At 66.3% G+C, this 23,817-nt stretch carries 24 protein-coding genes and 2 tRNA genes; 10 read left to right on the forward strand and 16 right to left on the reverse strand.

The genetic code is table 11. The features are described 5' to 3' along the window. Nucleotides 1-225 precede the first annotated feature (225 nt). The 5 genes from AB0I14_RS30455 to AB0I14_RS30475 are packed head-to-tail and all read right to left on the reverse strand — an operon-like array spanning nucleotide 226 to nucleotide 6,258. On the reverse strand, nucleotides 226-1,032 hold the full coding sequence (locus AB0I14_RS30455) for a CoA ester lyase (RefSeq protein ID WP_358030146.1): 807 nt from the start codon (nucleotides 1,030-1,032) through the stop codon (nucleotides 226-228). Then, complete coding sequence (locus AB0I14_RS30460; RefSeq protein ID WP_358030149.1) at nucleotides 1,033-1,530, reverse strand: MaoC family dehydratase; 498 nt, start codon at nucleotides 1,528-1,530, stop codon at nucleotides 1,033-1,035. After that, nucleotides 1,527-2,690 carry an acyl-CoA dehydrogenase family protein gene (locus AB0I14_RS30465; protein WP_358030151.1) on the reverse strand — a complete coding sequence of 388 codons (1,164 nt, stop codon included), beginning with the start codon at nucleotides 2,688-2,690 and terminating at the stop codon, nucleotides 1,527-1,529. The genes AB0I14_RS30460 and AB0I14_RS30465 overlap by 4 nt, the downstream gene beginning before the upstream one ends. Next, a complete protein-coding gene (locus AB0I14_RS30470; protein WP_358030272.1) occupies nucleotides 2,687-4,696 on the reverse strand; it encodes an acetyl/propionyl/methylcrotonyl-CoA carboxylase subunit alpha in 2,010 nt (669 codons plus the stop codon). The genes AB0I14_RS30465 and AB0I14_RS30470 overlap by 4 nt, the downstream gene beginning before the upstream one ends. An 8-nt stretch (nucleotides 4,697-4,704) precedes the next feature. Continuing rightward, nucleotides 4,705-6,258 carry a carboxyl transferase domain-containing protein gene (locus tag AB0I14_RS30475; RefSeq protein WP_358030275.1) on the reverse strand — a complete coding sequence of 518 codons (1,554 nt, stop codon included), beginning with the start codon at nucleotides 6,256-6,258 and terminating at the stop codon, nucleotides 4,705-4,707. A 71-nt stretch (nucleotides 6,259-6,329) separates the two neighbouring features. Between AB0I14_RS30475 and AB0I14_RS30480 the strand changes: the two genes are divergently transcribed. Then, nucleotides 6,330-6,923 (forward strand): TetR/AcrR family transcriptional regulator, encoded by a 594-nt coding sequence (locus AB0I14_RS30480; protein WP_358030155.1) that lies wholly within the window; start codon nucleotides 6,330-6,332, stop codon nucleotides 6,921-6,923. Here the strand turns inward: AB0I14_RS30480 and AB0I14_RS30485 are convergent. Continuing rightward, nucleotides 6,920-8,797: an alpha/beta fold hydrolase gene (locus tag AB0I14_RS30485; RefSeq protein WP_358030158.1), complete on the reverse strand. Its 1,878-nt coding sequence runs from the start codon at nucleotides 8,795-8,797 to the stop codon at nucleotides 6,920-6,922. The two genes, AB0I14_RS30480 and AB0I14_RS30485, sit on opposite strands and share 4 nt — an antisense overlap. Before the next feature lie 104 nt (nucleotides 8,798-8,901). On the opposite strand from AB0I14_RS30485, the gene AB0I14_RS30490 reads away from it, so the two are divergent. Then, complete coding sequence (locus AB0I14_RS30490) at nucleotides 8,902-9,657, forward strand: MmpS family transport accessory protein (protein WP_358030161.1); 756 nt, start codon at nucleotides 8,902-8,904, stop codon at nucleotides 9,655-9,657. Nucleotides 9,658-9,708: 51 nt separating this feature from the next. Here the strand turns inward: AB0I14_RS30490 and AB0I14_RS30495 are convergent, their stop codons facing one another. Next, nucleotides 9,709-11,016 (reverse strand): MFS transporter, encoded by a 1,308-nt coding sequence (locus AB0I14_RS30495; protein ID WP_358030164.1) that lies wholly within the window; start codon nucleotides 11,014-11,016, stop codon nucleotides 9,709-9,711. A gap of 43 nt (nucleotides 11,017-11,059) precedes the next feature. Between AB0I14_RS30495 and cmrA the strand changes: the two genes are divergently transcribed. Beyond that, nucleotides 11,060-11,866 (forward strand): mycolate reductase, encoded by an 807-nt coding sequence (gene cmrA, locus AB0I14_RS30500; RefSeq protein WP_358030167.1) that lies wholly within the window; start codon nucleotides 11,060-11,062, stop codon nucleotides 11,864-11,866. A 15-nt stretch (nucleotides 11,867-11,881) separates the two neighbouring features. Here the strand turns inward: cmrA and AB0I14_RS30505 are convergent, their stop codons facing one another. After that, nucleotides 11,882-13,453, reverse strand: coding sequence for a helicase HerA-like domain-containing protein (locus AB0I14_RS30505; RefSeq protein WP_358030170.1), 1,572 nt, complete (start codon nucleotides 13,451-13,453; stop codon nucleotides 11,882-11,884). Nucleotides 13,454-13,570: 117 nt separating this feature from the next. Here AB0I14_RS30505 and orn point away from each other — a divergent pair, with 117 nt between their 5' ends. Together orn and AB0I14_RS30515 are read left to right on the forward strand one after the other, a co-directional pair. Next, nucleotides 13,571-14,218, forward strand: a complete 648-nt coding sequence (gene orn / locus AB0I14_RS30510; protein ID WP_358030172.1) for an oligoribonuclease — start codon at nucleotides 13,571-13,573, stop codon at nucleotides 14,216-14,218. A 40-nt stretch (nucleotides 14,219-14,258) separates the two neighbouring features. Next, nucleotides 14,259-14,331, forward strand: a tRNA-His gene (locus AB0I14_RS30515). A gap of 63 nt (nucleotides 14,332-14,394) precedes the next feature. Here AB0I14_RS30515 and AB0I14_RS30520 read toward each other — a convergent pair. The 3 genes from AB0I14_RS30520 to AB0I14_RS30530 all read right to left on the reverse strand — a co-directional run bounded on the left by AB0I14_RS30520 (nucleotide 14,395) and on the right by AB0I14_RS30530 (nucleotide 17,484). After that, the gene (locus AB0I14_RS30520; protein ID WP_358030175.1) at nucleotides 14,395-14,688 is read right to left on the reverse strand and encodes a hypothetical protein; all 294 of its coding nucleotides are present in this window, start codon (nucleotides 14,686-14,688) and stop codon (nucleotides 14,395-14,397) included. A 186-nt stretch (nucleotides 14,689-14,874) separates the two neighbouring features. Beyond that, complete coding sequence (locus tag AB0I14_RS30525; RefSeq protein WP_358030177.1) at nucleotides 14,875-16,407, reverse strand: PPE family protein; 1,533 nt, start codon at nucleotides 16,405-16,407, stop codon at nucleotides 14,875-14,877. Between the two features lie 297 nt (nucleotides 16,408-16,704). Then, entirely contained in the window at nucleotides 16,705-17,484 is a 780-nt protein-coding gene (locus tag AB0I14_RS30530) for an SDR family oxidoreductase (protein WP_358030180.1), read from the reverse strand. Nucleotides 17,485-17,626: 142 nt separating this feature from the next. Between AB0I14_RS30530 and AB0I14_RS30535 the strand changes: the two genes are divergently transcribed. Then, a complete protein-coding gene (locus AB0I14_RS30535; protein ID WP_358030183.1) occupies nucleotides 17,627-18,313 on the forward strand; it encodes a DUF899 family protein in 687 nt (228 codons plus the stop codon). Then, nucleotides 18,310-18,795 (forward strand): ATPase, encoded by a 486-nt coding sequence (locus AB0I14_RS30540; RefSeq protein ID WP_358030186.1) that lies wholly within the window; start codon nucleotides 18,310-18,312, stop codon nucleotides 18,793-18,795. The genes AB0I14_RS30535 and AB0I14_RS30540 overlap by 4 nt, the downstream gene beginning before the upstream one ends. A gap of 3 nt (nucleotides 18,796-18,798) precedes the next feature. On the opposite strand, the gene AB0I14_RS30545 is transcribed toward AB0I14_RS30540, so the two are convergent. Together AB0I14_RS30545 and AB0I14_RS30550 are read right to left on the reverse strand one after the other, a co-directional pair. Beyond that, nucleotides 18,799-19,161 carry a nuclear transport factor 2 family protein gene (locus AB0I14_RS30545; protein ID WP_358030190.1) on the reverse strand — a complete coding sequence of 121 codons (363 nt, stop codon included), beginning with the start codon at nucleotides 19,159-19,161 and terminating at the stop codon, nucleotides 18,799-18,801. A 95-nt stretch (nucleotides 19,162-19,256) separates the two neighbouring features. Further along, nucleotides 19,257-20,477: an Ig-like domain-containing protein gene (locus AB0I14_RS30550; protein ID WP_358030193.1), complete on the reverse strand. Its 1,221-nt coding sequence runs from the start codon at nucleotides 20,475-20,477 to the stop codon at nucleotides 19,257-19,259. Nucleotides 20,478-20,623: 146 nt separating this feature from the next. Between AB0I14_RS30550 and AB0I14_RS30555 the strand changes: the two genes are divergently transcribed. Then, nucleotides 20,624-20,699 (forward strand) — tRNA-Lys (locus AB0I14_RS30555). A gap of 68 nt (nucleotides 20,700-20,767) precedes the next feature. On the opposite strand, the gene AB0I14_RS30560 is transcribed toward AB0I14_RS30555, so the two are convergent. Further along, entirely contained in the window at nucleotides 20,768-20,947 is a 180-nt protein-coding gene (locus AB0I14_RS30560) for a hypothetical protein (RefSeq protein ID WP_358030196.1), read from the reverse strand. A gap of 807 nt (nucleotides 20,948-21,754) precedes the next feature. Here AB0I14_RS30560 and AB0I14_RS30565 point away from each other — a divergent pair. Then, nucleotides 21,755-21,913 (forward strand): hypothetical protein, encoded by a 159-nt coding sequence (locus AB0I14_RS30565; protein WP_358030199.1) that lies wholly within the window; start codon nucleotides 21,755-21,757, stop codon nucleotides 21,911-21,913. A gap of 95 nt (nucleotides 21,914-22,008) precedes the next feature. On the opposite strand, the gene AB0I14_RS30570 is transcribed toward AB0I14_RS30565, so the two are convergent. After that, nucleotides 22,009-22,236: a DUF3618 domain-containing protein gene (locus AB0I14_RS30570; RefSeq protein ID WP_358030201.1), complete on the reverse strand. Its 228-nt coding sequence runs from the start codon at nucleotides 22,234-22,236 to the stop codon at nucleotides 22,009-22,011. Between the two features lie 105 nt (nucleotides 22,237-22,341). On the opposite strand from AB0I14_RS30570, the gene bcp reads away from it, so the two are divergent. Next, complete coding sequence (bcp, locus tag AB0I14_RS30575; RefSeq protein WP_358030277.1) at nucleotides 22,342-22,815, forward strand: thioredoxin-dependent thiol peroxidase; 474 nt, start codon at nucleotides 22,342-22,344, stop codon at nucleotides 22,813-22,815. A gap of 10 nt (nucleotides 22,816-22,825) precedes the next feature. Here bcp and AB0I14_RS30580 read toward each other — a convergent pair whose 3' ends face one another. Further along, entirely contained in the window at nucleotides 22,826-23,812 is a 987-nt protein-coding gene (locus tag AB0I14_RS30580; RefSeq protein WP_358030204.1) for a calcium/sodium antiporter, read from the reverse strand. Nucleotides 23,813-23,817: the final 5 nt, after the last annotated feature.

The raw sequence follows: 23,817 nt of genomic DNA on the forward strand, positions 1-23,817 counted from the left end.
GCCGCCAGACCATGAGGTGCTCAGGGCGGCGGCGGTACGTGCAAAACCCCTGGTGAGAGGCCTCTGGCTAATGCCTGGGTGTGGCGCTAGTCAGACGATCCGCTCGGCCCGTCGCAGCACTGGGGCATATCGCCATTATGCGCCCGAATCGAGTTGGGCCGCCTCCAGGCCGGTAACGGATCTCCAGGCGTGTCGGGTTCCTTCACCTCACGGGCAGACGGGATGTCAGGGGGCCAGGGCGACGATGCGCTCGGCGCGGCGCAGCACCGGAGCGTCGACCATGAGGCCGTCGTGCTGAAAAACGCCACGTTCTCCTGCCACCCGATCGAGCACCGCCCGCGCCCAGGCGATCTGCTCCTCGGTCGGGGCGTAGGCCGAACGGATGACCGCGACCTGCGTCGGGTGGATCGCCACCTTGGCGTCGAAACCGACGGCAACCGCGTCATCGGACTCGGCCCGCAGACCTTCGAGATCCTTGATGTCGAGGTACACCGAATCCAGCGCCAGTTTCCCGTAGGCCTTGGCGGCCAGCAGGGTCTGCGACCGCACGTGCTGCGCGACGTCGCGGTAGGTGCCGTCGGGCCGGCGGTTGGCGGTGCCGCCGGTGACGGCGAACAGATCCTCGGCGCCCCACATCACCGCGAAGGCGTTGTCGGGCTGCACCAGCTCGACCACGTTCAACGCCGCCAGCGGGGTCTCGATGAGCACCACGACGTCCAGCGGTGCCAATGCCATCACCTGATCGGCATGCTCGGTCTTGGCCAGCATCACCGTGGTGTAGTCGGTGGCGGCGACCGCCTTGAGGTCGAGCTCATGGTCGGCGGTGTTGGTCGGATTCACCCGCACCACCGTGCGGGCCGGGTCCAGCCGGGTGTCGATCAGTGCCTGACGGGCGGCTGGGCGGTCCTTGGCCGCACACCCGTCCTCGAGGTCGAGAATCACCACATCGGCTGCCGCGGCGGCCTTTTCGAACCGCTCAGGACGATCGGCCGGGCAGAACAACCAACCTGGCCCGTTATTGCCCAGTGCCATCTATGCCTCACCCTCCGGGCGCATCCGCACCATGGTCTTGCGCGACGCGGTGGCCACGATGTCACCGTGCTGGTTGCGGCCGGTGTGGGCGAGGGTCACGATGCCCTCCCCCGGCCGGCTCTTGGACGCGCGCTTCTCGGTGATCTCGGTCTCGGCGTACAGCGTGTCACCGTGGAAAAGCGGCTTGGGGAAGGCGATCTCGGAGAATCCGAGGTTGCCGACGATGGTGCCCTGGGTCAGCTGGGCCACCGACAGGCCGACGAGCGTGGACAGGGTGAACATCGAGTTGACCAACCGCGCGTTGAACGGCGGCAGGGCATCGGAGAACGCCGCATCGAGGTGCAGCGCCTGGGTGTTCATGGTCAGCGTCGTGAACAGCACGTTGTCGGCCTCGGTGATGGTGCGCCCGGGCCGGTGCAGGTAGCGGACCCCGATCTCGAACTCCTCGAACCACAGCCCGCGCTGCTCTATTACCTTCTTGTCCCCACCCTCGGTCACAGGCCCGCCTCCCGCGCGATCAGCATCAACTGCACTTCCGTTGTCCCCTCGCCGATTTCGAGGATCTTGCTGTCCCGATAATGGCGTGCCACCGGGTATTCGTTCATGAATCCGTAGCCGCCGAAGATCTGGGTGGCGTCGCGGGCGTTGTCCATCGCTGCCTCGCTGGACACCAGCTTGGCCACCGATGCCGCCTTCTTGAACGGCTTGCCCGACAGCATCAATGCCGCGGCGTCGTAGTAAGCGGCGCGGGCCGTGTGGGCGCGGGCCTCCATCCGGGCGATCTTGAAAGCGATGGCCTGGTAGGTGCCGATGGCGGCGCCGAAGGCCTGACGTTCCTTGGCGTACTTGACGCATTCGTCCACACAGCCCTGGGCGACACCGACCGACAGCGCCGCGATGGCGATGCGGCCCTCATCGAGGATGCGCAGGAAGTTGGCGTAGCCGCGACCCCGCTCGCCGAGCAGGTTCTCGGCGGGCACCCGGACGTCGTCGAAGCTCAACGGGTGGGTGTCCGACGCGTTCCAGCCGACCTTGTTATAGGCCGGTTCGGCGGTGAACCCTTCGATGGGCACGGGCACCAGGATCGACGAGATCTCTTTCCTGCCGCCGTCACGCTCACCGGTGACGGCCGTGACCGTCACGAGCTTGGTGATGTCGGTACCTGAGTTGGTGATGAACTGCTTGGAGCCGTTAATGATCCAGTGACCGTCGTCCATCTTGGCGGTGGTCTTGGTGGCCCCGGCATCGCTGCCGCCGCCGGCCTCGGTCAGGCCGAACGCGCCCAGCGCCTTGCCGCTGGCCAGCAGCGGCAGCCACTCTTCCTTCTGGGCGTCGTTGCCGAAGCGGTACACCGGCATGGCGCCCAGCGAAACCCCGGCCTCCAGCGTGATGGCCACGCTCTGATCGACCTTGCCCAATTCCTCCAGGGCTAGGCACAGCGCGAAGTAGTCACCGCCCATGCCGCCGAACTCCTCGGGGAACGGCAGACCGAACAGGCCCATGTCGGCCATGCCGGCCACAACCTCGTACGGGAACGAGTGTTCCTCATCGTGTTTGGCGGCCACCGGGGCGACGACGCTCTGGGCGAAGTCGCGGACGGTCTTGGCCAGTTCCGCGTAGTGATCCGGCAGAGTGCCGGTGGACAGAAAGTCCGTCATTGTTCGTTCTCCTGTGTTGCAACGGTAATCCGGGCCAGCGGCTGGCCCACCTTGACCTGGTCGCCGACGGCGACAAGTAGTTCGGCCACACCGTCGGTGGGGGCCGTCAGCGCATGCTCCATCTTCATCGCCTCCACGGTGACCACCATGGTTCCGGCGGTCACCTCGGCGCCGCTCGCAACGCCCACGGCGACAACCGATCCCGGCATGGGGCTGACGAGTTCGGCGTCGCCGCTGTGCTCGTCGTCGGGTCGCACCGGCGCCTCGCGCACCTCCTCGACGACGTAACTGCGCCCGGCACCGGCGAGCCAGAGTTGACCGATCCCGCCGCTCAGCTGTGTTGCGACCAGGTACTCGGCCCGCATCCCGTCGAGCGTGAAGGTGAACCGATCCCCGACGAAAGCCGCGCTGACGGTGTGGGTTTCACCGTTTTCGACGGAGGCGGTGGCCTGGTCGGGAGTGCCGGTGAGGTACACGTGATCGGTGCGGTCGCCGGCCCGCAACCGGAAGGCCGCCGGCGCACGCTCCCCCACCCGCCACCCCGTGGGCCGGGCCCACAGATCGTCACCGGCCTCGGTCCAGTTGCTGATCCACTGGTAGGCCGCCGCCGCGATCAACTCCGCATCGCCGAGCGCCTGGGGCGCGAAATCCGGTGCCCGACGGTCCAACAGGCCGGTGTCCAGCCGGCCCGCGGCCACATCGGGATCGGCCAGTAGGAAACGCAGGAACTCGGTGTTGGTGGTCAGGCCCAGTACCGCCGTATCGGCCAGCGCCCGGTCCAGCTTGTGCAGCGCCGCCGCCCGGTCGGCGCCGTGAGCGATGACCTTCGACAACATCGGGTCGTAGTCGCTGCCGACGACGGTGCCCGCGGTCAGACCGGAATCCACCCGGACCCCGGGCCCGTTGGGCTCGCGCAGTCCGAGCACGGGCCCGCCCGTCGGCAGGAAGCCGTTGGCCGGGTCCTCGGCGTACACCCGGACCTCCACCGCATGCCCGGCCATGACGACATCGTCCTGGCCGATCGCGAGCTTCTCCCCGGCCGCGATGAGGACCTGTTGTTCCACCAGGTCGACGCCGGTGACCATCTCGGTGACCGGATGTTCCACCTGAAGCCGGGTGTTCATCTCCATGAAGAAGAACTCGTCGGGCGCATCGGCGGACACGATGAACTCCACCGTGCCGGCGCCCGTGTAATCGACACTACGCGCGGTGTCGCATGCGGCCGCACCGATGCGGGCCCGGGTGGCCGGATCCAACAGCGGTGAGGGCGCCTCTTCGACGACCTTCTGGTGCCGGCGCTGCAGGCTGCATTCCCGCTCGCCCAGATGGATCACGTTGCCGTGTCCGTCGGCGAGCACCTGCACCTCGATATGGCGGGGCCGCAACACAAATCGTTCCAGGAACAGGGTGTCGTCGCCGAAGGCCGCGGCCGCCTCGCGCCGGGCACTCACCAGGGCGGCCGGAAGGTCCGCGGCCTGCTCCACCACTCGCATACCCTTGCCGCCCCCGCCCGCCGACGGTTTGACCAGTACCGGGAAACCGACCTCCGGCGCCCCCGCGATCAAGTCCTCATCGGTCAGGCCCGGACGCGAGATGCCGGGTACGACAGGGACACCGAATGCAGACACCGCGGCCTTGGCCGCGATCTTGTCGCCCATCGTGGCGATCGCCGCAGCGGGCGGGCCGATGAACACGATTCCTGCGGCCTGTAGCGCGGCGGCGAACTCCGCGTTCTCGGAAAGGAAGCCATACCCGGGGTGCACCGCCTGCGCCCCGGTGCGCTGCGCGGCAGAGACCACTGCAGCGATATCGAGGTAGCTCTGCCGGGCCGCGGCAGGTCCGATACGCACCGCCACGTCTGCCTCCAGGACATGACGGGCGCCGGCGTCGGCATCGCTGAACACCGCGACCGACCGGATGCCCATGGCCCGCAGGGTGCGGATGACCCGCACCGCGATCTCGCCACGGTTGGCCACGAGGACTGTGTCGAATCCGAGGCTCTTCATCATCACCATCACATCCGGAATACGCCGTAGGAGACCGGCTCCAGCGGAGCCTGGCCGACAACCGAAAGGGCAAGTCCGAGCACGGTTCTGGTGTCGGCCGGGTCGATCACGCCGTCATCCCAGAGCCGGGCCGTCGAATAGTACGGGTTGCCCTGGTGCTCGTATTGGGCGCGGATCGGCGCCTTGAACTCTTCTTCCTCCTCGGCGCTCATGTCGCCGCGCACGGTGGCCAGCACCGAAGCGGCCTGCTCGCCGCCCATCACCGAGATGCGGGCGTTGGGCCACATCCACAGGAACCGCGGCGAATAGGCGCGTCCGCACATCGAGTAGTTGCCCGCGCCGTAGGAGCCGCCGATCACCACGGTCAGCTTCGGCACCCGGGCGCAGGCCACCGCGGTGACCATCTTGGCGCCGTGCTTGGCGATGCCCGAGGCCTCGTAGTCGCGGCCGACCATGAAACCGGCGATGTTCTGCAGGAACAGCAGCGGCGTCTTGCGCTTGTCGCACAGTTCGATGAAATGTGCTCCCTTGAGCGCGGATTCGCCGAACAGCACACCGTTGTTGGCGACGATGCCGACCGGGTTGCCGTGGATGCGGGCGAACCCGGTGACCAGGGTGGTGCCGTACTCGGCCTTGAATTCGTTGAACTCGCCGCCGTCGACGATGCGGGTGATCACCTCGTGCACGTCGTAGGGAACCCGGGCGTCGACCGGGACCACGTCGTAGAGCTCGGTCTGGTCGGCGACGGCGTCCACTGTGGGCGTCACGGCCCACGGCGGCGCCTCGGCCGGGCCCAGGGTGGCGACGATGTTGCGCACGATCCGCAGGGCGTCGCGGTCGTCGTGGGCCAGGTGGTCGGTGACGCCGGAGGTCTTGGAATGCAGATCCCCGCCCCCGAGGTCCTCGGCGGTGACGACCTCACCGGTAGCGGCCTTCACCAGTGGCGGGCCACCCAGGAAGATCGTGCCCTGGTTGCGCACGATGACGGCCTCATCGCTCATCGCGGGCACGTAGGCCCCGCCCGCGGTGCACGAGCCCAGCACGGCGGCGATCTGGGCGATGCCCTGCGCGCTCATCGTGGCCTGGTTGTAGAAGATCCGGCCGAAGTGTTCGCGGTCGGGGAACACCTCGTCCTGGCGCGGCAGGAAGGCCCCGCCGGAGTCGACGAGGTAGATGCACGGCAGCTTGTTCTGCAACGCGATCTCCTGTGCGCGCAGATGCTTCTTGACGGTGACCGGGTAATAGGTGCCGCCCTTGACGGTCGCGTCGTTGGCGACGATCAGGCATTCGCGGCCCGAGACCCGACCGATGCCCGCGATCATCCCGGCGCCGGGGCACTCGTCGTCGTACATCCCGTCGGCGGCCAGTGCGGCGACCTCCAAGAACGGACTGCCCGGGTCCAGCAGGCCGTCGACCCGGTCGCGGGGCAGCAATTTACCCCGGTCGACGTGGCGTTGACGGGCCCGCTCGGGGCCACCGAGGGCGGCGGTGGCGAGCTTGGCGCGCAACTCCCCAACCAGCGCCAGATGCTCGTCGCGGTGCGATGACAAGGCGGCTCCCATTTCGGTTAATGACAACTAACTGATGGTAGGTTAGTTTTCATTAACTGAGTTGTCTACCCCCGAAAGGCGCCATGTCCGACAGCGCCGTCACACGTCGCAGCAAGGCCAAGTCCGACCGCCGCAGCCAACTGATCGCTGCCGCCGAACGGCTTGTGGCCGAACGCGGTTACCTCGCGGTACGCCTCGACGACATCTGCTCGGCGGTCGGCATCTCCGGACCGGCCATCTATCGGCACTTCCCCAACAAAGAGGCCCTCCTGGTCGAACTGCTAGTCGGGATCAGTACCCGCCTGCTCGCGGGCGCACAGGAGGTCACCGCCCGAAGCGCCCCGCCCGCCGACACCCTCAATGGTCTGGTGGACTTCCACCTCGACTTCGTCTTCGGCGAGCCCGACCTGATCCGCATCCAGGACCGCGACCTGGCCCATCTACCGGACGCCGCCAAGCGTCAGGTGCGACGGTCCCAGCGGCAGTACGTGGAGATCTGGGTGGGAGTCCTGACGCAGGTCAACCCGGACCTGGCCGAGGACGACGCCCGCGTGATGGCGCACGCCGCGTTCGGCCTGCTGAACTCCACCCCGTACAGCGTGAGACCCGCTGTCCCCAAGACACATTCACGCGCGGTACTGCGCCGGATGACGCTGGCGGCACTCACTGCCGGCTAGGCACCGAACGCCTTGGACAGCCAACGGGTGGCGGCATCGACCAGCACCGCGCGGTTCTCCCGTTTGACGATCTCGTGTCCGTCATCGTCGAAGATCAGCAGTTCGACGGTGCGCCCGCGCTCCATCAGCGCGTCGTACATCTGGTGCGATTCATCGGGCAGCACGTTGGTGTCGTTTCCACCGTGCACCAGCAGCAACGGGGCGATTACCGCATCAGCCTTCGGCAACGGCGAAAGCCTTTCCAGCAGATCACGATCCGCGACCGGGTGGCCGTATTCGGGATAGGACGCTGCCGCGATCCACGGCTCGGTGGTGTGGTAGAAGCTGTTCAGATCACTCATCCCGCAGATGCTGATGCCGGCCACGAACAACTCCGGATGGAAGGCCAGCGCCGCCTGCGTCAGATAGCCGCCGTACGACCATCCGGTACAGGCGAGCCGGTCGGCCGGCGCAACGCCCCGGTCAACCAGATACTTCGCACAATCGGCGACGTCGTCGATCGCGGCGAACCGCAACTCCTTGTCGTCGGCGTGCACGAACGCCCGGCCGAATCCGCCCGAACCGCGCACATTCGGCGTCAACACCGCGAAACCCGCTTCCAGCAGGGCCGGGAAGATCTCGTTGTATTCGGGCCGCGCCTGCCCCTCTGGACCGCCGTGCAGGAACATCACCGCGCCGACCACCTCGACCGCCGGCCGGTACAGCCACCCGGTGAGTTCCAAACCGTCGCGCGCGCTGATCCGTTCCAGTGTCGGCGCCGAGGTGAGCGGGCCGCGGCTGGGTTCCCGGTCGATCCGCTCCCACTCCAGCGAGCGTGGATCGACGAGCTCGACGGTGCGCGGTAGCGACGGCCCCTGCACGGTCACCGCCACCATGGACCCGCCCGCGCTGATGCTCAGCTCGCCGGCAACGGGGCCGGGCAGCGCAATCGGCACCGACAACGTCTCGTCGGCATACTCCAGGATCTGCAACTCGCTGCGACCGTCGATGTTCCACAACAACGCGACGGTGGACAGATCGTCGCTGACCACGAACTCGTCGAGCTCATAGCCGGCCCGCTCGGCGACCACGTGATAGGTCACGCCCTCGGCGGTGACCGTGACCTCCAGGAGCCGGGCGTGGGAGGCGCCGTTGTCGCTGCGGATCAGAGCCCGCACGAAACCTTCGGTGCTGTTGGGTTCGTAGGTGCCGGCTGGGTGGTAAAGCCTGGTTTCGCCGTCGAAACCACTGCGGAGCCTGCGCGGTGTGTGATCGTCGAGAATCACACCGAAATCGGTGACCGAGCCGGGATCTGATGGCAGCAGCGCGATCTCGGTGAGCCCCCACAGCATGATGAGCTCCTGGTATCCACGTGGGCCGACCCGCACGAGCGAGGCTCCCGCCCACGCGTCCACCAGCCGGCCGCCCGAGCGCCGGTCGAGCACCAGAGTGTCCCCGGTGGCCGGATCGATCAGACATGAGCTGCCGACGCCGTCCTGCCCGGTGAGGATCGCCGCAATCTGGGTGCCGTCCCAACTGATCAGTTCCGCGGTGCCCTCGGCGTCGGGCGGCCAGTAGTCGATCCGACGCGCATCCCGGTCGTCGGGATCGGTCGTCACCACCCAGATCTGGCTGCGGGTCCCGCCTTCGGGAGCCACCTCGCAGGCCAGCCAATGGCCGTCGGCGGAATGGATGACTTTCGTCACTGGACCCACCACGGGCAGCTCGACGTCACGCGAGGAACTGGCCCGCCATCCGCGCAGGAAACGCTGCACCGCGCGCGGATAGCCGCCGTCGTCGACCAAGTGGGCAAAGGCCGTCGCATCCGGTGACAACGACGCGCCGTAGTTCACCCGCACATGCCGATCCGCGGCCACCTCGCGCCCTCCTGTCACTTCCGCATTCCACTCCAGCATCTCTCACCGCCGCCCAATCGCTGGGACCTCGGCCGCAGCGGACTGAGCATCCGCACAGGTACCCTCGCAGCCATGAGGTGGGCATGACCGATTCACCACGCCGCGACGGGTCCGAACCGACCCAATCTTTGGGTAGCGGCTACCCCGTGAACTATCCAGATCCGGCGTACTCGAACCAGCCGCCGTATCCCGCGTACCCGGCTGTGCCCGGTACGCCACCGCAGGCGTCCCCGAATCCCACCCAACAGCTGCCTCCCCAGCCTCCCTACGGATACGACCCCAGCGCAACCGGCCAGTCGCCGGGCGCGCCCACTCCGCCGCCGGAGCCCGATGGTCACGAACCCCGGCTGTGGCTGTGGATCCTGGCCGGGGTGGCAGTCCTGGTCGCCCTCGGCCTGGTCGTCGCGCTGGTGATCGCCAACGGGTCGAGCCAGGAAACCGTGGTCGCGCCGCAACCCATCACTCCGCAGCCCAGCTTCAGCACGTCGCCGAAGCCCACCACCACGACCTCGCGCGCACCGCGGCCGGTCCCTCCGCCCGCCGGCGCCCCGCCCACGGAGACCACACCCGGGGCAACCGAGACCGTCACCTACGAGGTCACCGGCGAGGGCCGGGCCATCAACATCACCTACCTGGACACCGGCAACATGCTCCAGACCGAGTTCAACGTCATGCTGCCGTGGAGCAAGCAGGTCGAACTGGCTCAGCCGGCGACCGAAACCGCCAGCGTTAGCGTCGTGAATTTCGGCCCCGAAGTGGCCTGCACCGTGACCGTCAACGGCGTACAGACCCAACATCGCACCGGCTCGGGAATCACGATCTGCGTCGGCACTCCCTGAGTCGTCGGCCGACGACTCAGGGGCGGCTCCGACGAATCATCCGTCGTCAGCTCACGACGTCGTCACGGCGGGGCCGGGCTGGCGGGTGGGCACCCGTACGGCCAACATGCCGGCCAGTCCGAGCACCAGCACCAGCACCAGGCCGCCCATCCCGGCACGGTCGGCGCCGAAGATGTCGATGAACGTGAAGAACAGCCACGGCGCCAGGAACGACGCCGCGCGCCCGACGGTGGTGTAGAGCCCGAACGCCACGCCCTCCTTGCCGTCAGCGGTGATCCGCAGCATCAAGTTGCGTGCTGCGGACAGCGTCGGCCCGATAAACAGGCACAGCAGCAGGCCACACACCCAGAAGGCCACGGGCCCCGACAGCATCAGCAGGGACAGCGCCACCACGATCAGACAGACCAGCGACACGACGATGACGGGTTTGGAACCCACCCGATCATCGAGGAGACCACCGCTGACAGCCCCGACCGCCGCGATCACACAGGCACTGATCCCGAACAACAGCACATCCGCCTGGGAGATCCCGTAGACGTTGACACCGAGTACCGCTCCGAACGTGAAAACCCCGGCCAACCCGTCGCGGAACACCGCGCTCGCCACCAGGTAGTAGACGACGTTGTGGTCGCGTTGCCATTCACCGCGGATCTCGGCCCACAATTTGCGGTAGGCGCCGAAGAAGCCGACGCGTTCGACCACGCCGACGGCGGGCACGCGAGGAACCATCACGAAGATCGGCAGCGCGAACAACACGAACCAGACCGCGGTGAGCAGCATCACCGCCCGCACGTTCTGCCCGTCCGCGACCGGAATGCCCAGCAGCCCACGGGTATCGCCGTCACCGGCAATGAACCCGACGTAAGCCAGCAGCAACAGCACGACACTGCCCGCGTAGCCCAACGCCAGGCCGAGCCCGGAGATCCGCCCGGAAGTCTCGGGCGTGGACAACTGTCGCAGCATCGCGTTGTAGGGCACCGTGGCCAGCTCGTTGCAGGCTGCGGTGCAGGCCAACAGCACAAGCCCCGGCAGCAGGAAGCGGTGGTCGTCACGGATCAGGCTCATCGCCGACGTCAACAGCACGGCCGCACCGGTCATCACCGCCAGCACCCGACGCCGCCGCTCCGGCGCATCGACCCAGATTCCGGTGACCGGGGCCAGCAGGGCCACCGCGAGACCGGCAACCGTCATGGCGCGCCCCAGCCAGCTGGCCGGCGTGGTGTCCCCAGGGAGGTCCGCGCCGACGCTGCCGGTCAGGTACACCGAGAAGACGAATGTCACGGCGATGGCGTTGAGGCCCGTCGCACCGCAGTCCCACAATGCCCACGCGAGCACCCTCGCCCGCCCTGGGTTCATCATGCCCGCCACCTTATGGCCTCCCGCTCCTCTTAGGATTGGCCGCATGCCAGTACCCGCCCCCAGTCCGGATGCCCGTGCCGTCGTCACCGGCGCCTCACAGAACATCGGCGAAGCGTTGGCCACCGAACTCGCAGCCCGCGGCCACCACCTGATCATCACCGCGCGGCGGGAGGACGTGCTGACCTCCCTCGCCCAGCGCCTCACCGAGCGCTACGGAGTCACTGTCGAGGTGCGCGCCGTCGACCTCGCCGACCCCACAGCACGGGGCGTCCTGTGCGACGAACTCGCCCAGCGCGAGATCTCGATCCTGTGCGCCAACGCGGGCACCGCCACTTTCGGCCCGGTCGTCGACCTCGATCCGGCCGGCGAGAAGGCACAGGTGCAGCTCAACGTCCTCGGCGTGCACGATCTGGTGTTGGCGGTGCTGCCAGGGATGGTCAAACGCGGATCCGGCGGCATCCTGACCTCCGGATCCGCGGCAGGCAACTCACCGATCCCCAACAACGCCACCTACGCGGCCTCCAAGGCGTTCGCCAACACGTTCAGCGAGTCGCTGCGTGGCGAGCTCAAGAACGCCGGCGTACACGTCACCGTGCTGGCGCCGGGCCCGGTGCGCACCGATCTGCCCGACGCGGCCGAGCAATCCCTGGTCGAGCGGCTGATTCCCGACTTCCTGTGGATCTCAACCGAATACACCGCCAAGCTGTCGCTCGACGGCCTGGAGAAGAACAAGATGCGGGTGGTACCCGGGGTGACCTCAAAGGCCATGTCGATGGCCAGCGGCTACGCGCCGCGGGCCATCGTCACGCCGATCGTGGGCGCCGTCTACAAGAAGCTCGGCGGGGGCTAGAGCTTCGCGGCGCTCTCAGCGGCGGCGGCCCGTTCCGAAGATGCTGCGGGTGATCTCGCGGCCGAGAACGGTGCCCGCCGAGCGCATCGCGCTCTTGAACGCCGAGCTCTTGAGCACCTGCTCGAGCATCCCCGGCTCTGCCGGCTGCGCCGGGGCCGGCATCGCCTCGATTTCGCCCGAGGCCTCGACACCGCCGAAGCCGCCCGGATCGTCGGCGGCCGGCGGCGGGGCCAGCTTGGCGGTCAGCCGCTCATAGGCCGAATCGCGATCCACGGTCTGGCCGTACGTCGCCTGCAGCGGGCTGGCCTTGGCGGCGGCCGTGATCGCGTCGTTCCCGATGGTGTCCATCAACGACCGCGGCGCCCGCATCCTCGTCCAGGCCACCGGTGTCGGCGCGCCCTTCTCCGAGAGCACCGTGACCACAGCCTCGCCGATCCCCAACGACGTCAGCGCCTTCTCCAGGTCGTAGACATCGGTCTTCGGGTAGGTGCGCACCGTCTTCGACAGCGCCTTCTGGTCGTCAGGGGTGAACGCGCGCAACGCATGCTGCACCCGGGCACCCAGCTGCGACAGCACCTCGTTGGGCACATCGGTGGGCAGCTGCGTGCAGAAGAACACGCCGACGCCCTTCGAGCGGATCAGCTTGACGGTCTGCTCGACCTGTTCCAGGAACGCCTTGGACGCGTCGGTGAAAAGGAGATGTGCCTCATCGAAGATGAAGACCAACTTGGGCTTGTCGATGTCGCCGACCTCGGGCAGGGACGTGAACAGATCGGCCAGCACCCACATCAGGAACGTGGAGAACATCACCGGTCGCGCGGCCTGCGAACCCAACTCCAGCAGGCTGATGACGCCGCGGCCCTGAGCGTCGGTGCGCAGCAGATCCTTGGGCTCCAGCTCGGGTTCACCGAAGAACGAATCGGCGCCCTCGGCCTCCAGGTTGACCAGGGCCCGAAGGATGACGCCCGCCGTCGTGGTCGACACCGCCCCGAGCGCCTTGAGTTCGGGCTTGCCCTCATCACCGGTGAGGAACTGGATCACCGAACGCAGGTCCTTGATGTCCAGCAGGGGCAGGCCCTTCTGATCGGCCCAGTGGAAGATCAGGCCGAGCGTGGACTCCTGGGTTGCATTGAGGCCCAACACCTTCGACAGCAGGATCGGGCCGAAACTGGTGATCGTGGCCCGCACCGGTACCCCGATGCCCTCCGTGCCCAGCGACAGGAACTCCACCGGGAACGCCGTCGGCGTCCAGGTGTCACCGGTGTCCTTGGCCCGCTGCTCGGTCTTGTCGTTGGCCTCGCCGGGCTTCGACAAGCCCGACAGGTCGCCCTTCACGTCGGCCATCACGACTGGAACGCCGGCGGCCGAGAGCTGCTCGGCGATCACCTGCAGCGTCTTGGTCTTGCCGGTACCGGTGGCGCCCGCGATCAACCCGTGCCGGTTGACCGTGGCCAACGGGATACGGACATGCGCGGTCGGGTCGACGGCGCCGTCGACGACGACCGTTCCCAATTCCAGTGCCTGGCCTTCGACTGCGTAGCCGGCAGCAATCTGCTGCGCGGGGGTGGCTGTCGATTCGGTGGTCATGCCGCGGTCCTCCCAGTTTGCGCGAACGAGCCAATCGGGGTCTGACACTACTTGTCAGTCGGCGCGTGCGGTGGGTGTCGCGGCTCGCCGACCGGTATGGGAATACTGTGGATCTTCGTGCGAGACGAACTGGTATGGATCGATTGCGAGATGACCGGCCTCGACCTCAAGTCCGATCGTCTGATCGAGATTGCGGTTCTGGTCACCGACGCTGACCTGAACATCCTCGGTGACGGCCTGGACGTGGTTATTCACACCGACGACGAGGCGCTGTCGTCCATGGTCGACGTGGTCAAACAGATGCACACGCGGTCCGGGTTGATCGAAGAAGTCCGAGCGTCGACCGTCGATGTGGCCACCGCCGAAGAGATGGTGCTCGACTACATCCGCGGCCACGTCAAGACGGCCAAGTCCGCTCCCCTGGCCGGCAACTCGATCGCCACCGATCGCGGCTTCATCGCCCGCGACATGCTCAAACTCGACGATTACCTGCACTATCGGATGATCGATGTCAGCTCGATCAAGGAACTGTGCCGCCGCTGGTACCCCCGGATCTATTTCGGCCAGCCGGAGAAGGGCCTCGCACACCGCGCCCTGGCCGACATCCACGAGTCGATCCGCGAACTCAAGTACTACCGCTCGACCGCGTTCGTCGCCCAGCCCGGGCCGTCTACCAGCGACATCGCTGCGATCGCGGCCGAGCTCGGCCCACCGAAGGACGACGCGACCGAAACCGATTCGGCGGTAGGACACCCGAGCAGTTAGTATCTACGAGCCGCATATGCCGAAAGGCAGCGCGGCGATGGTGGCTGTAGTTCAGTTGGTAGAGCACCAGGTTGTGATCCTGGCTGTCGCGGGTTCGAGTCCCGTCAGCCACCCCGATATCGGGAACGCCGTCTGCGCAAGCAGGCGGCGTTTCTGGTTTGCGGCCCTCCTGCCGCTCAGCTCGGATGTGGGAGCCATTCCAACGGATGCAGGAACAGCCAGGCGCTGAAACCCAGCGTCGTCACGGCGAACACCAGCACTGGAAGCCGACTGAGCAGATTTCGCCGCAGTGCGATCACGACGACGACGAACATCGATGCCGCCTGCGACCAGACCGCAGCGGTCAATGGCCACCCGTCGTCGAAGACCCTGGCCGCCGGCAAGTAGAGCAGCAGGGCAACGAACGCCATGTACAGCGCCACGACGGCCGCGGCGACGGACAATCCACCGATCAACAGAATGTTGGCCACGAGTCGCAGGCGCGGGGCGCCGGACCTTGTGAGCCGGAGCAGCCAGCCCACAAGTGCACATACCAACGCCCCAAGAACAAGCCAGTCCCATTGCACGCAGCGAGTGTCGCAGCTGGGTGCAGCCATCTGCGTGACCAGACGACGAGCACGACCCGTCTCACCGCGCCCGGCGCCTACTCAACCTTCTCAACCCTTGAGGTCTGGATCCCACGTCGACGGCAGCATCGGCGCCGTCGGACCTTCACCGAACCCGGCCTCACCGAACGTCGTCAATCCCGTCGTCGTCGCATCCGGCTTGTCGAGCACCCCGGAAAAGCCCAGTGGCCCCGCACCGCGATCCGATACCGTCGGCGACGCGTCCGGTGCGGTGCCACCGTCCGGATCAGCCTCGAGGTCCATGTACTCGTTGCCATGACCTCTGTCCCGCATCCCGGCTCGTCGGCGTCGGCGGGCCCGCGCCTCGCGGGCCAGTTCGCCGGCTGCGGCCCCGGCGGTATCGGGCGCTGCGGCTTTCTTCTTGGCGCCCGCTGCAACGTTGGCTCGCGCGGCGGCCGGGACGGCGGCACCGGGCGAACCGATCAGGTAAGGCGGGAAGAATCCCGGTCCACCACCAGGGGCAGCCGAGGGCGCCGATCCGGAGGCGGCGGTTGCCGACGCCGACCCGCCGGTCGAGGGGGCCGCGGGAGCCGAAGGCGCAGTCGGAGCCGGTGAGCCGCTCGGCACCGTCGACGTGCTCCCGGCGGCAGGCCAGGATCCAGAGTCGCTGCCGGCCGGAACTTCCGCGCCGACTGAGACGGGCGGCTGGATTGCGGCCAGGCCGGTGATCGCCCACCCCAGGTTGGCAATCACCACGCTCAGAGCGGGCTGAATCAGCGCCGGGGACAACTGAACAACGACCTGCAGCAGCTGAGCCGCATGGAAGGCCATGTCGGCCAGCACCATAGGCAGATTGGTCAACAGCGCAGCGGGATCGTTCAGCAGATTGTCGATCAGTAGGTGAATGTTCTCCAGCTGCTCTTGACCGACTTCCAGCCACCACCGCGGGTCGAGCGGGCTCAGGTCGCCGTGGCCATGGTCGTCATGGTCGCCGTCATGGTCATGGTCGCCGTCGTGGTCATGGCCGCCGTCGTGGTCATGGTCGCCGTCATGGTCATGGTCGCCGTCGTGATCGTGGTCGTGGTCGCTGTGCAGGATCCGCGGCGCCACCGGCGGGGCCGGGGTGGATGCCACCGCCGTCTCGGACACCGCCTGATAGACGGTCATCGTGGTGGCAGCCAGGATCCACATCCGCACGTAGTCGGCCTCGGTCACCGCGATCGGAATGGTGTTGATTCCAAAGAAGTTGGTGGATACCAGCACCGCCTGCCGTGCATGGTTGGCGGCCAACTCTGCCAGGGTGGGCATCGCCGCCAATGCACTGGCATAGGCCGCGGCTGCGGTTTCATGCTGGACGGCGATCGCCGACGTGTCGGCGCTGACCTGGTGCAACCACGCCAGGTACGGAAGATGAGCAGCCACGTACCGTTCCGCACTCGGACCCTGCCACGCTCCCGCTTGTACCGCACCCAACACCGCCACGAGTTCTGTTGCCACCGCGGCATATTCGACGCTCAACGACGACCACGCGCCGGCCGCAGCCAACATCGCACCGGGACCCGGGCCGCTGGTCAGCAACGCTGAATGCACCTCCGGCGGCGAGGCCATCCATACCGCGGCCATGAGAAACCCTCCTTGTAGACCGGCTACCCGAAGCGTCCAAGTTATTGATTATGATTGTCATTATCAATGAATCTGGTGAAACTCATAGAAAAGCCGGCCGGAAGCAGCTTCAGGTTCGGCAAGATCGCCACATGTGGCGCACCGACATTTGGTCTCGGACATGCGTCGCGGAGTGCGCGCAGCCCAAGCACGCCAGATGGGGCCAAAGGCCTTGTGACCGAACGGCCCTCACGACCTCGGAGGTATCGCAGCGACCGGAATCACCGGCCGCGGGATCGAATTGCGGACTACAGCGGACTACTTCGTCGCGTCGACCGAGTCCGTCTTCTTCTTGATCCGTGGGGCGAGTTGCACGATCTCGGGCACCACGGTCGGATTCTCGTAGGCGGTGGTCACCAACGACACCAGGGTGTTGGCGACGTCGCGCAGGGCCGACATCCGGGCCGGCAGGGCGCCCTGGGCCACCCACGTCTTGACCAATTGGTCCAGCAGGTCGCGGTCCGCACCGCGCAGGATCTCGGTGTCGTCGGTTGGGCCGACGCCCACCCGAATCAGCGACAGCTCTGGATGCTCGATACGCCAGGAGTTCAGGATCTCGTCGAGAGCGGCCTTGCTCGCGCTGTATGCCGCCACACCGGCCCGCGGACGGCCCACGTCATAGCTGGAGGCCACCAGGACCACGCCGTTCTCGGCCAGTCGGGGCGTCGCGGCACGCAACACGTTGTTGGCACCGACGGTGTTGACGCTGAACGCGTGCAACCAGGTGGCCACGTCGGTGTCCTCGATGTGGGCGAACGGGATCACCGTGCTGGTGAACACCACGGCGTCCAGGCCGCCCAGCGCGTCAGCCGCGTCATTGACCACGCGACTGATGGCCGCGGAGTCCTCGACGTCAAGTTCGTAGGCGACGCCGCCGATGGCGTCTGCCAGGGAATTCAGCAGGTCGATACGTCGCGCGGCCACGGCGACCTTGGCGCCGCGTTCGGTGGCACTGACCGCAACAGCGTGGCCGATGCCCGACGAGGCACCGACGACGAGGAGACGCAGCCCGGCTGCATCGGCTCGCTGACCGCTCATTCTGGATCAACCTCCATGGTTCATCTCAAGGTGTTAGGTCACCCTTCGTTCGTCGGACATTACCGCGTGCGATGAGTTCCGGCCGCGCGGTGGGTCCACTTGAGAGACCGTGTTTTCACCGACGAACAATCAGGAGCCGTCCATGACGACAGGAAAGCCTCCGATAGTCGACCAGCAGACCTGGCAGACCGCGCTCGACGAATTGCGGCGCCGGGAGAAGGCCGCCACCCGGGAATTGGACGCGATCGCGGCGGCACGACGGCGACTGCCGATGGTGGAGCTGCCCGATTACACGCTGATCGGCGCGGACGGCCCGGTGCGGCTGGCCGACGTGTTTGGCGGCCACACGCAGTTGATCACCTACCACCACATGTGGACCGACGGCGCCGAATGGCAGTGCGGCGGTTGCACGGGCTTCACCTCACAGTTCACCCGACTCGACTTCCTGGACAACTACGACGCCCGCTTCGTCATCGTCACCAACGGTCCGATCGAGGAGGCTCTGACCTACCGCGACAAGGTCGGTAACCGGATGGAGTGGTACTCGTCGGCGGAGAGTTCATTCGGCGTCGACGTCGGCGCCGCCCCCAACCAGGGCTTCGCGGTCAACGTGTTCCTGCGCGACGGCGACACCATCTACCGCACCTGGCACACCAATGGCCGTGGCACCGAGCAACTCAGCCACTCTTTCGCCCTGATCGACCTGTTGCCCTACGGCCGGCAGGAAGAGTGGCTCGATTCACCCGAGGGCTGGCCGTCGCGGCCGACATACTCGGGCTGGCTGGACAGCCCCGACATCGCCCGCCTGTACGGAAAGGAAAGCGCATGAGTCAGCAGAGCACAGTCGATAAAGAGCGCTACGTCGTCACGCGCACCATCGCAGCCTCCCCGGCGGAGTTGTTCGCCGTTCTCGCCGACCCGGCCCGCCACTGCGACACCGAACCCGGCGACTGGGTACGCGACGCGATCGACCCCCAGCCGATCACCGGAACCGGCCAGATCTTCGCGATCAACATGTTCCTGCCGGCCGCCGGCGGCCACTACGTCATGCACAACCTGGTGACCGTCTTCGACCAGGACCACACCATCGAGTGGTTGCCCGGCCAGCTGGACGAAGACGGCCACCATGCCCCCGGTGGTTGGTCGTGGCGCTACGACCTGGTCCCCAACGGCGAGCAGACCGACGTCACCATCACCTACGACTGGACCGATACCCCGCAGAGCTTCCGCGACCAGATCGGCGGGATGCCACCGTTCGGCACCGACTTCATCGCCGAATCGCTTGCCGCTCTGGATCGTTCAGTGAGATAACGGTCAGGACGGGACCCGGTCCAGGAACCCCAGCACGGTCTGGATGCGGCCGTGATCGTCGGTGGTCAGCACATCGAATCCGAGGATCACCGGTTCGGCATCCTGCGGACCCAGACCCCACTGGAACCGCGCCTGGCGGTGGTGCGCATCAGGCTCGCCGACGAGCGTGAACACATATCCCGGGAACTGGGTGTGGACGGCCGCGATCGCCCCGGATATCTCGTCGTGGCCGCTCACCTCGGCGAGGGGGTCGGTGTAGCTGGCCCCACGCGTCCAGTGCTGCTCGAGCAGGGCCTGTCGATCGGTGGCGGCGACCGAATTCCAGGTCTTCAGGTACGCGGAGACGGTGTCGGCAACATCGGCCATTTCTGAACCTCTTTCACGGTGTTGAACTGGGACATAACCAGATTCACCGTTACGAGGCGATGTGTCGATTACCGCGGGGGTAAGCGGGGCGGGGGTCAGGTGGCGGCGTTACCGGTGCGCCACTGGTCCCACGGGATGTTCCAGTCCCCCAGGCCCTCGGTGCCCGGCAATACCGGTCCCACCGTGTTGACGACCTCCACGATGTCGCCCCGTTTGGTGTTCTCGTAGAACCATCGGGCGTTGGATGTACTGACATTCAGACATCCGTGGCTGACGTTGCTGTAGCCCTGGCTGCCAACCGACCACGGGGCGCCGTGCACATAAATGCCGCTGTAGGACATCTGGGTCGCGAAGTCGACCTCGGTGCGATAACCGTTGGGCGAGTTGACCGGTACCCCGTAGGTCGACGAATCCATCACCAGATGGTCGAAGCGCTCGCCGACGATGTAGACCCCGTTGTTGGTCGGAGAACTGTTCTTGCCCATCGAGATCGGCATCGCCTTGACGACCTCGCCGTTGCGCCGAATGGTCAGCGTCTTGGAGGTGTCGTCGGCGGAGGCGATCACCTCATCGCCGATCGTGAAGTGGGTGGTGACGTTGCCCTGGCCGAACAGCCCGTCGCCCAACGCAACACCATAGGAGTTGACGTTGACGTCCACCGAGGTGCCGGGCTTCCAGTATTTGGCTGGGCGCCAGCGCACTTCGCGGTTGTTCAGCCAGTAGAACGCGCCCTCGACCGGCGGATTGGTCTTGACGGTGATGGCCCGCTGGGCGGCCAGGCGATCAGAGATGTTCTCGTCGAAGCGGATTGCCACCGGCTGACCCACCCCGACCACCTCCCCGTCGTTCGGCAGGAGGTAAGGCATCGTCAGATTGGCCGGCGAGTGCGTCTCGAACCGCAGCCTGCGGTTGGCGACGCCACCGAGCCCCAGTGACTGCGCGTTGAGGGTGTACTGCTCGTTGTAGTCGAGCGGGTCGGTGGTCGACCACGTCAGGCCGTCGGCACTGAACTTCCCTGCGACGCTGACGCCCTCTTCATTGGTCATGGTGACCCCGCCGAGCACGCCGTTCTCAGCGCTCACCGTGACCGGCGCGTCGACGGTTACCCCGACGGCGCCATCGGTCACCGAGGCGTTCACCCTGGGCACCAACAAATCGCCGTAAGGAGTGCCCTTGTCGGTGATCACCGGCGGCGGCCCCTGTGGGTCCTCTCCCCCGCACGCCGTCAAGCCCAACATCATCGCCGGCACCATGGCAACCACCGCTCGCCGGAACACACCCCGATATGGACGGGTCACCGTCTGGGCCTGCCCCATGTTCGTCCTACCCCTCGCACGGTCGATGGCAAATCTTGGCAATAGTCTAAGGGTTCCGGCGGGATCGGGCCGAGCGGAAAGTGGTCCCAAGCCCGCCACCAGCCGATTTCACTGTTGAGCGAAACTCCTGTTATTGTCTCTCACGCGCGCCGTTAGCTCAGTTGGTAGAGCAGCTGACTCTTAATCAGCGGGTCCGGGGTTCGAAACCCTGACGGCGCACCAACCAAAAACCCTGCCTCGGCAGGGTTTTTGCGTTTCAGCGTTTCAGAGTTACTGGGACGGTGCATCTATCAGGCTCGGTACCTCTCGGCCAGTCGGTCGCCGATGCTGGATTCAGCCTCTTCCAACAACATCTCCACGGCACCGGCCAGATGCGCGGCAGCATAGCCGTGATCCCGGTGTTGCTCGCTCTTGAATCGGTCGAGCTCCCTGCGTAGATCGCCCAGGGTTTCATCACTCACATGCGCCATATGGCTACCTCCAGTCGGTGTGACCACGGCCCACATCACCATTTGGAGGTTCGACATGAGCCATTGGGTGTTGTCAGCGAATCCCGACGATGAGTCCGTCGGGATTTGCTCTACCGGCGATAGCCCATGCAGCAATCCTGGCAAACGGAAAATAAGTTAGCTGCAACGCAATACCCCCTTGTCACGCGATCGTCCCGTGTTGCGGTCGGGATCAAGACCCAGGCCCGCCTCCCCAATCACGACCCGACGTCGACCTTAGCTGGACACCTATGCACTAGCAACCGGTTCGACGAGAAAGAGCCGTTCCCGCCCTGCTATGCAGCAGATTTCAGCTACCGCGCCCGCTCGGCCCCGAGTTGCGCAGGGCATGGGCGATTACCAGACGGATCCATGTTTGCCAACCGTTTTTCCCACGAAATCAGCGTGGATCAGGGCAGAGGAACCGACGGCGCGTCACGGGAGGCCAACACGCCAGCAAACTTTTCACTGAATCGAGCGAATTTCATCCGGCATGACGCGGCCACGTTTCATCCGCCACCTGGGGCGTCGCCTGAATTTGCGGTGAGCGGCCTCAGCGACAGCCAGAACCACGCCGTCGACATGCCTCGATAATGTGCTGATAACCGTGACGTAACTCGACGAATCACAGCATGGCCCATATGTTGACGTAGGCGTAAGTTACTGCTAAGAACCTGATATCAGCGCTTCCGCTGGTCAGACGCCAGAAACCGTGTTAATCTCAAGTTAGCTGATTTATTGCGATCAGGTACCGCGTGGCGATTACGCCAAGATGAGGGGTGTTAGCTGATGGCTACCGCAGGTGCCGCCGATCCCACCGCCGTGTCAACCGCCGCATTTGTTGCTGCGAACCAGCCCGTCATGGTGTACACCTGCAACCGCCTGGGTCGCGTCGCCAATCCCCCGAGTTTCTCGTTGGCGGACTGGTTCCTGTTCCGCCGCCGCTGAGCGGCGAATTGAACTCAGCCGCTGAGCGGCGAATTGGGCGCGAGCCGCTGAGCGGCGAATCACCGCAGGGCACACAAGGTGCCCTGCGGATCTACTCAGCGCCGCTTGATCCGTCGCACGACGACGACCACCACCAGTAATCCTGCACCGGCCAATGACGCCGTCACCACAGGCTTCTTGATGAAGCCGACTACCGCCGACCTGAAATCGTCGGCCAGACGCTGGGGGTTGGCCCGCTCTGCCAGGGAGTCGACAGTCACCGCCAGCTGATCGCGAGCCTGATCAATGTCCCGCTTGATGCTCTCCGGGTCCCGGTTCGCCACTGTTTGCTCCTCCAAGCCGCTCCATGTCGTGCTGCCCTGCCGCACTACCCTAGATCAGCCGGCACCGTGACGACGGAACCGGTCGACAAGAAGGGATACCCACGAATGCCGCCAACCCCGCGCCTCGAGGTGGGAGACACCGCCCCGGCTTTCAGCCTGCCCGACGCCGACGGCAACGTCGTCAAACTCTCCGACTACAAGGGCCGCAAGGTCATCGTGTACTTCTACCCCGCCGCATCGACACCCGGATGCACCAAGCAGGCGTGCGATTTCCGTGACAGCCTCGCCGAACTCAACGGCGCCGGACTCGATGTCATCGGCATCTCCCCCGACAAGCCGGAGAAGCTCGCCAAGTTCCGCGACAAGGAAGAGCTGACCTTCCCGTTGCTGTCCGATCCTTCCCGCGAGGTATTGACGGCCTGGGGCGCGTTCGGCGAAAAGACCATGTACGGCAAGACCGTTCAGGGTGTGATCCGCTCGACCTTCCTCGTCGACGAGAAGGGCAAGATCGCCGTCGCGCAGTACAACGTGCGCGCCACCGGTCACGTCGCCAAGTTGCGGCGCGACCTCTCCGTCTGACGCCGCTCGTTCAGGACTGGGTAGTCAGCAGGAAAACCAGGTAGCCGAGGTAGGCCGCGACCATCGCGGCCCCCTCGGCCCGGTGCACCCGTCGGCCCGAGACGAAGATCGGGATGCACACCAGACTTGCGGCCACCGTGAGCGGGATGTCGATCCACACGAGGTTGTGCGTCAGCGTCAGGCCGTGCGCGGGTACGAGGCAGGTGATGCCCAGGATAAGAAGAATGTTGTAGACACTGCTGCCGAGCAGGTTGCCCACCGCGATGTCACGTTCGCCGCGCACCGTCGAGACGATCGTCGTCACCAACTCCGGAGCCGAGGTTCCGATCGCCACGATGGTCAAGCCGATGAGTGCGTCCGACACACCCAACTCGCGGGCGAGCCCCACCGCCCCGTCCACCAGCCATTCGGCCCCGATGATCACCACGACGATGCCGGCCACCGTCATCGCAATGTGCCGAACGACGCTGCCGCCAACAGGTTTCGGTTCATCGCCGGGCGGTGCCAGCTCGAAAGCCTCGGCATACCCGGCCCGCGCGTCCCGGCTCTCCCGGTGTGACATGCGGATCAGGACCACCGTATAGACGATGGCTCCGGCGACCAAGATCAGCCCGTCGGATCGCGACAGCACCCCGTTGACTGCCAGCACCCACAGCAGCACCGCAGAGCCGGCCATCACCGGCAAGTCGAATCGCAATGTCCGCTGCTTGATCGCCAACGGGCGGATCAACGCGCTGAGGCCGAGGATGAACAGGATGTTGACCACGTTCGTGCCGGCGATATTGCCAACGGCCAGTTCACCACTGCCCTCGGTGGCGGCGGTGACGCCGACGGCCAGCTCGGGAAGGCTGGTGCCAATCGACACCACGGTCAGACCGATCAGGATCGGGCTGATGCCGAGCCGCGCCGCCAACTGTGCACCGCCGCGGACCATCACTTCAGCACCGATCGCCAGGGCGATCAGGCCGACGACGAACCAGCCGACGCTGCTGGTCATCCCGG

Origin of the sequence: Mycobacterium sp. NPDC050441 (assembly GCF_040655355.1) — a bacterium.
Classification (GTDB): domain Bacteria; phylum Actinomycetota; class Actinomycetes; order Mycobacteriales; family Mycobacteriaceae; genus Mycobacterium.

Excerpts from the sequence above, each read along its gene's own strand:
- AB0I14_RS30530 (WP_358030180.1), bottom strand. The coding sequence starts at position 17,484 with ATGAGCGGTCAGCGAGCCGATGCAGCCGGGCTGCGTCTCCTCGTCGTC.
- AB0I14_RS30560 (WP_358030196.1), bottom strand. The coding sequence starts at position 20,947 with ATGGCGCATGTGAGTGATGAAACCCTGGGCGATCTACGCAGGGAGCTC.
- AB0I14_RS30495 (WP_358030164.1), bottom strand. The coding sequence starts at position 11,016 with ATGATGAACCCAGGGCGGGCGAGGGTGCTCGCGTGGGCATTGTGGGAC.
- bcp (WP_358030277.1), top strand. The coding sequence starts at position 22,342 with ATGCCGCCAACCCCGCGCCTCGAGGTGGGAGACACCGCCCCGGCTTTC.
- AB0I14_RS30580 (WP_358030204.1), bottom strand. The coding sequence starts at position 23,812 with ATGACCAGCAGCGTCGGCTGGTTCGTCGTCGGCCTGATCGCCCTGGCG.
- AB0I14_RS30490 (WP_358030161.1), top strand. The coding sequence starts at position 8,902 with ATGACCGATTCACCACGCCGCGACGGGTCCGAACCGACCCAATCTTTG.
- AB0I14_RS30455 (WP_358030146.1), bottom strand. The coding sequence starts at position 1,032 with ATGGCACTGGGCAATAACGGGCCAGGTTGGTTGTTCTGCCCGGCCGAT.
- AB0I14_RS30550 (WP_358030193.1), bottom strand. The coding sequence starts at position 20,477 with ATGGGGCAGGCCCAGACGGTGACCCGTCCATATCGGGGTGTGTTCCGG.
- AB0I14_RS30475 (WP_358030275.1), bottom strand. The coding sequence starts at position 6,258 with ATGGGAGCCGCCTTGTCATCGCACCGCGACGAGCATCTGGCGCTGGTT.
- AB0I14_RS30505 (WP_358030170.1), bottom strand. The coding sequence starts at position 13,453 with ATGACCACCGAATCGACAGCCACCCCCGCGCAGCAGATTGCTGCCGGC.
- AB0I14_RS30535 (WP_358030183.1), top strand. The coding sequence starts at position 17,627 with ATGACGACAGGAAAGCCTCCGATAGTCGACCAGCAGACCTGGCAGACC.
- AB0I14_RS30525 (WP_358030177.1), bottom strand. The coding sequence starts at position 16,407 with ATGGCCGCGGTATGGATGGCCTCGCCGCCGGAGGTGCATTCAGCGTTG.
- AB0I14_RS30465 (WP_358030151.1), bottom strand. The coding sequence starts at position 2,690 with ATGACGGACTTTCTGTCCACCGGCACTCTGCCGGATCACTACGCGGAA.
- AB0I14_RS30480 (WP_358030155.1), top strand. The coding sequence starts at position 6,330 with ATGTCCGACAGCGCCGTCACACGTCGCAGCAAGGCCAAGTCCGACCGC.
- AB0I14_RS30470 (WP_358030272.1), bottom strand. The coding sequence starts at position 4,696 with ATGAAGAGCCTCGGATTCGACACAGTCCTCGTGGCCAACCGTGGCGAG.
- AB0I14_RS30540 (WP_358030186.1), top strand. The coding sequence starts at position 18,310 with ATGAGTCAGCAGAGCACAGTCGATAAAGAGCGCTACGTCGTCACGCGC.
- AB0I14_RS30545 (WP_358030190.1), bottom strand. The coding sequence starts at position 19,161 with ATGGCCGATGTTGCCGACACCGTCTCCGCGTACCTGAAGACCTGGAAT.
- AB0I14_RS30565 (WP_358030199.1), top strand. The coding sequence starts at position 21,755 with ATGGCTACCGCAGGTGCCGCCGATCCCACCGCCGTGTCAACCGCCGCA.
- cmrA (WP_358030167.1), top strand. The coding sequence starts at position 11,060 with ATGCCAGTACCCGCCCCCAGTCCGGATGCCCGTGCCGTCGTCACCGGC.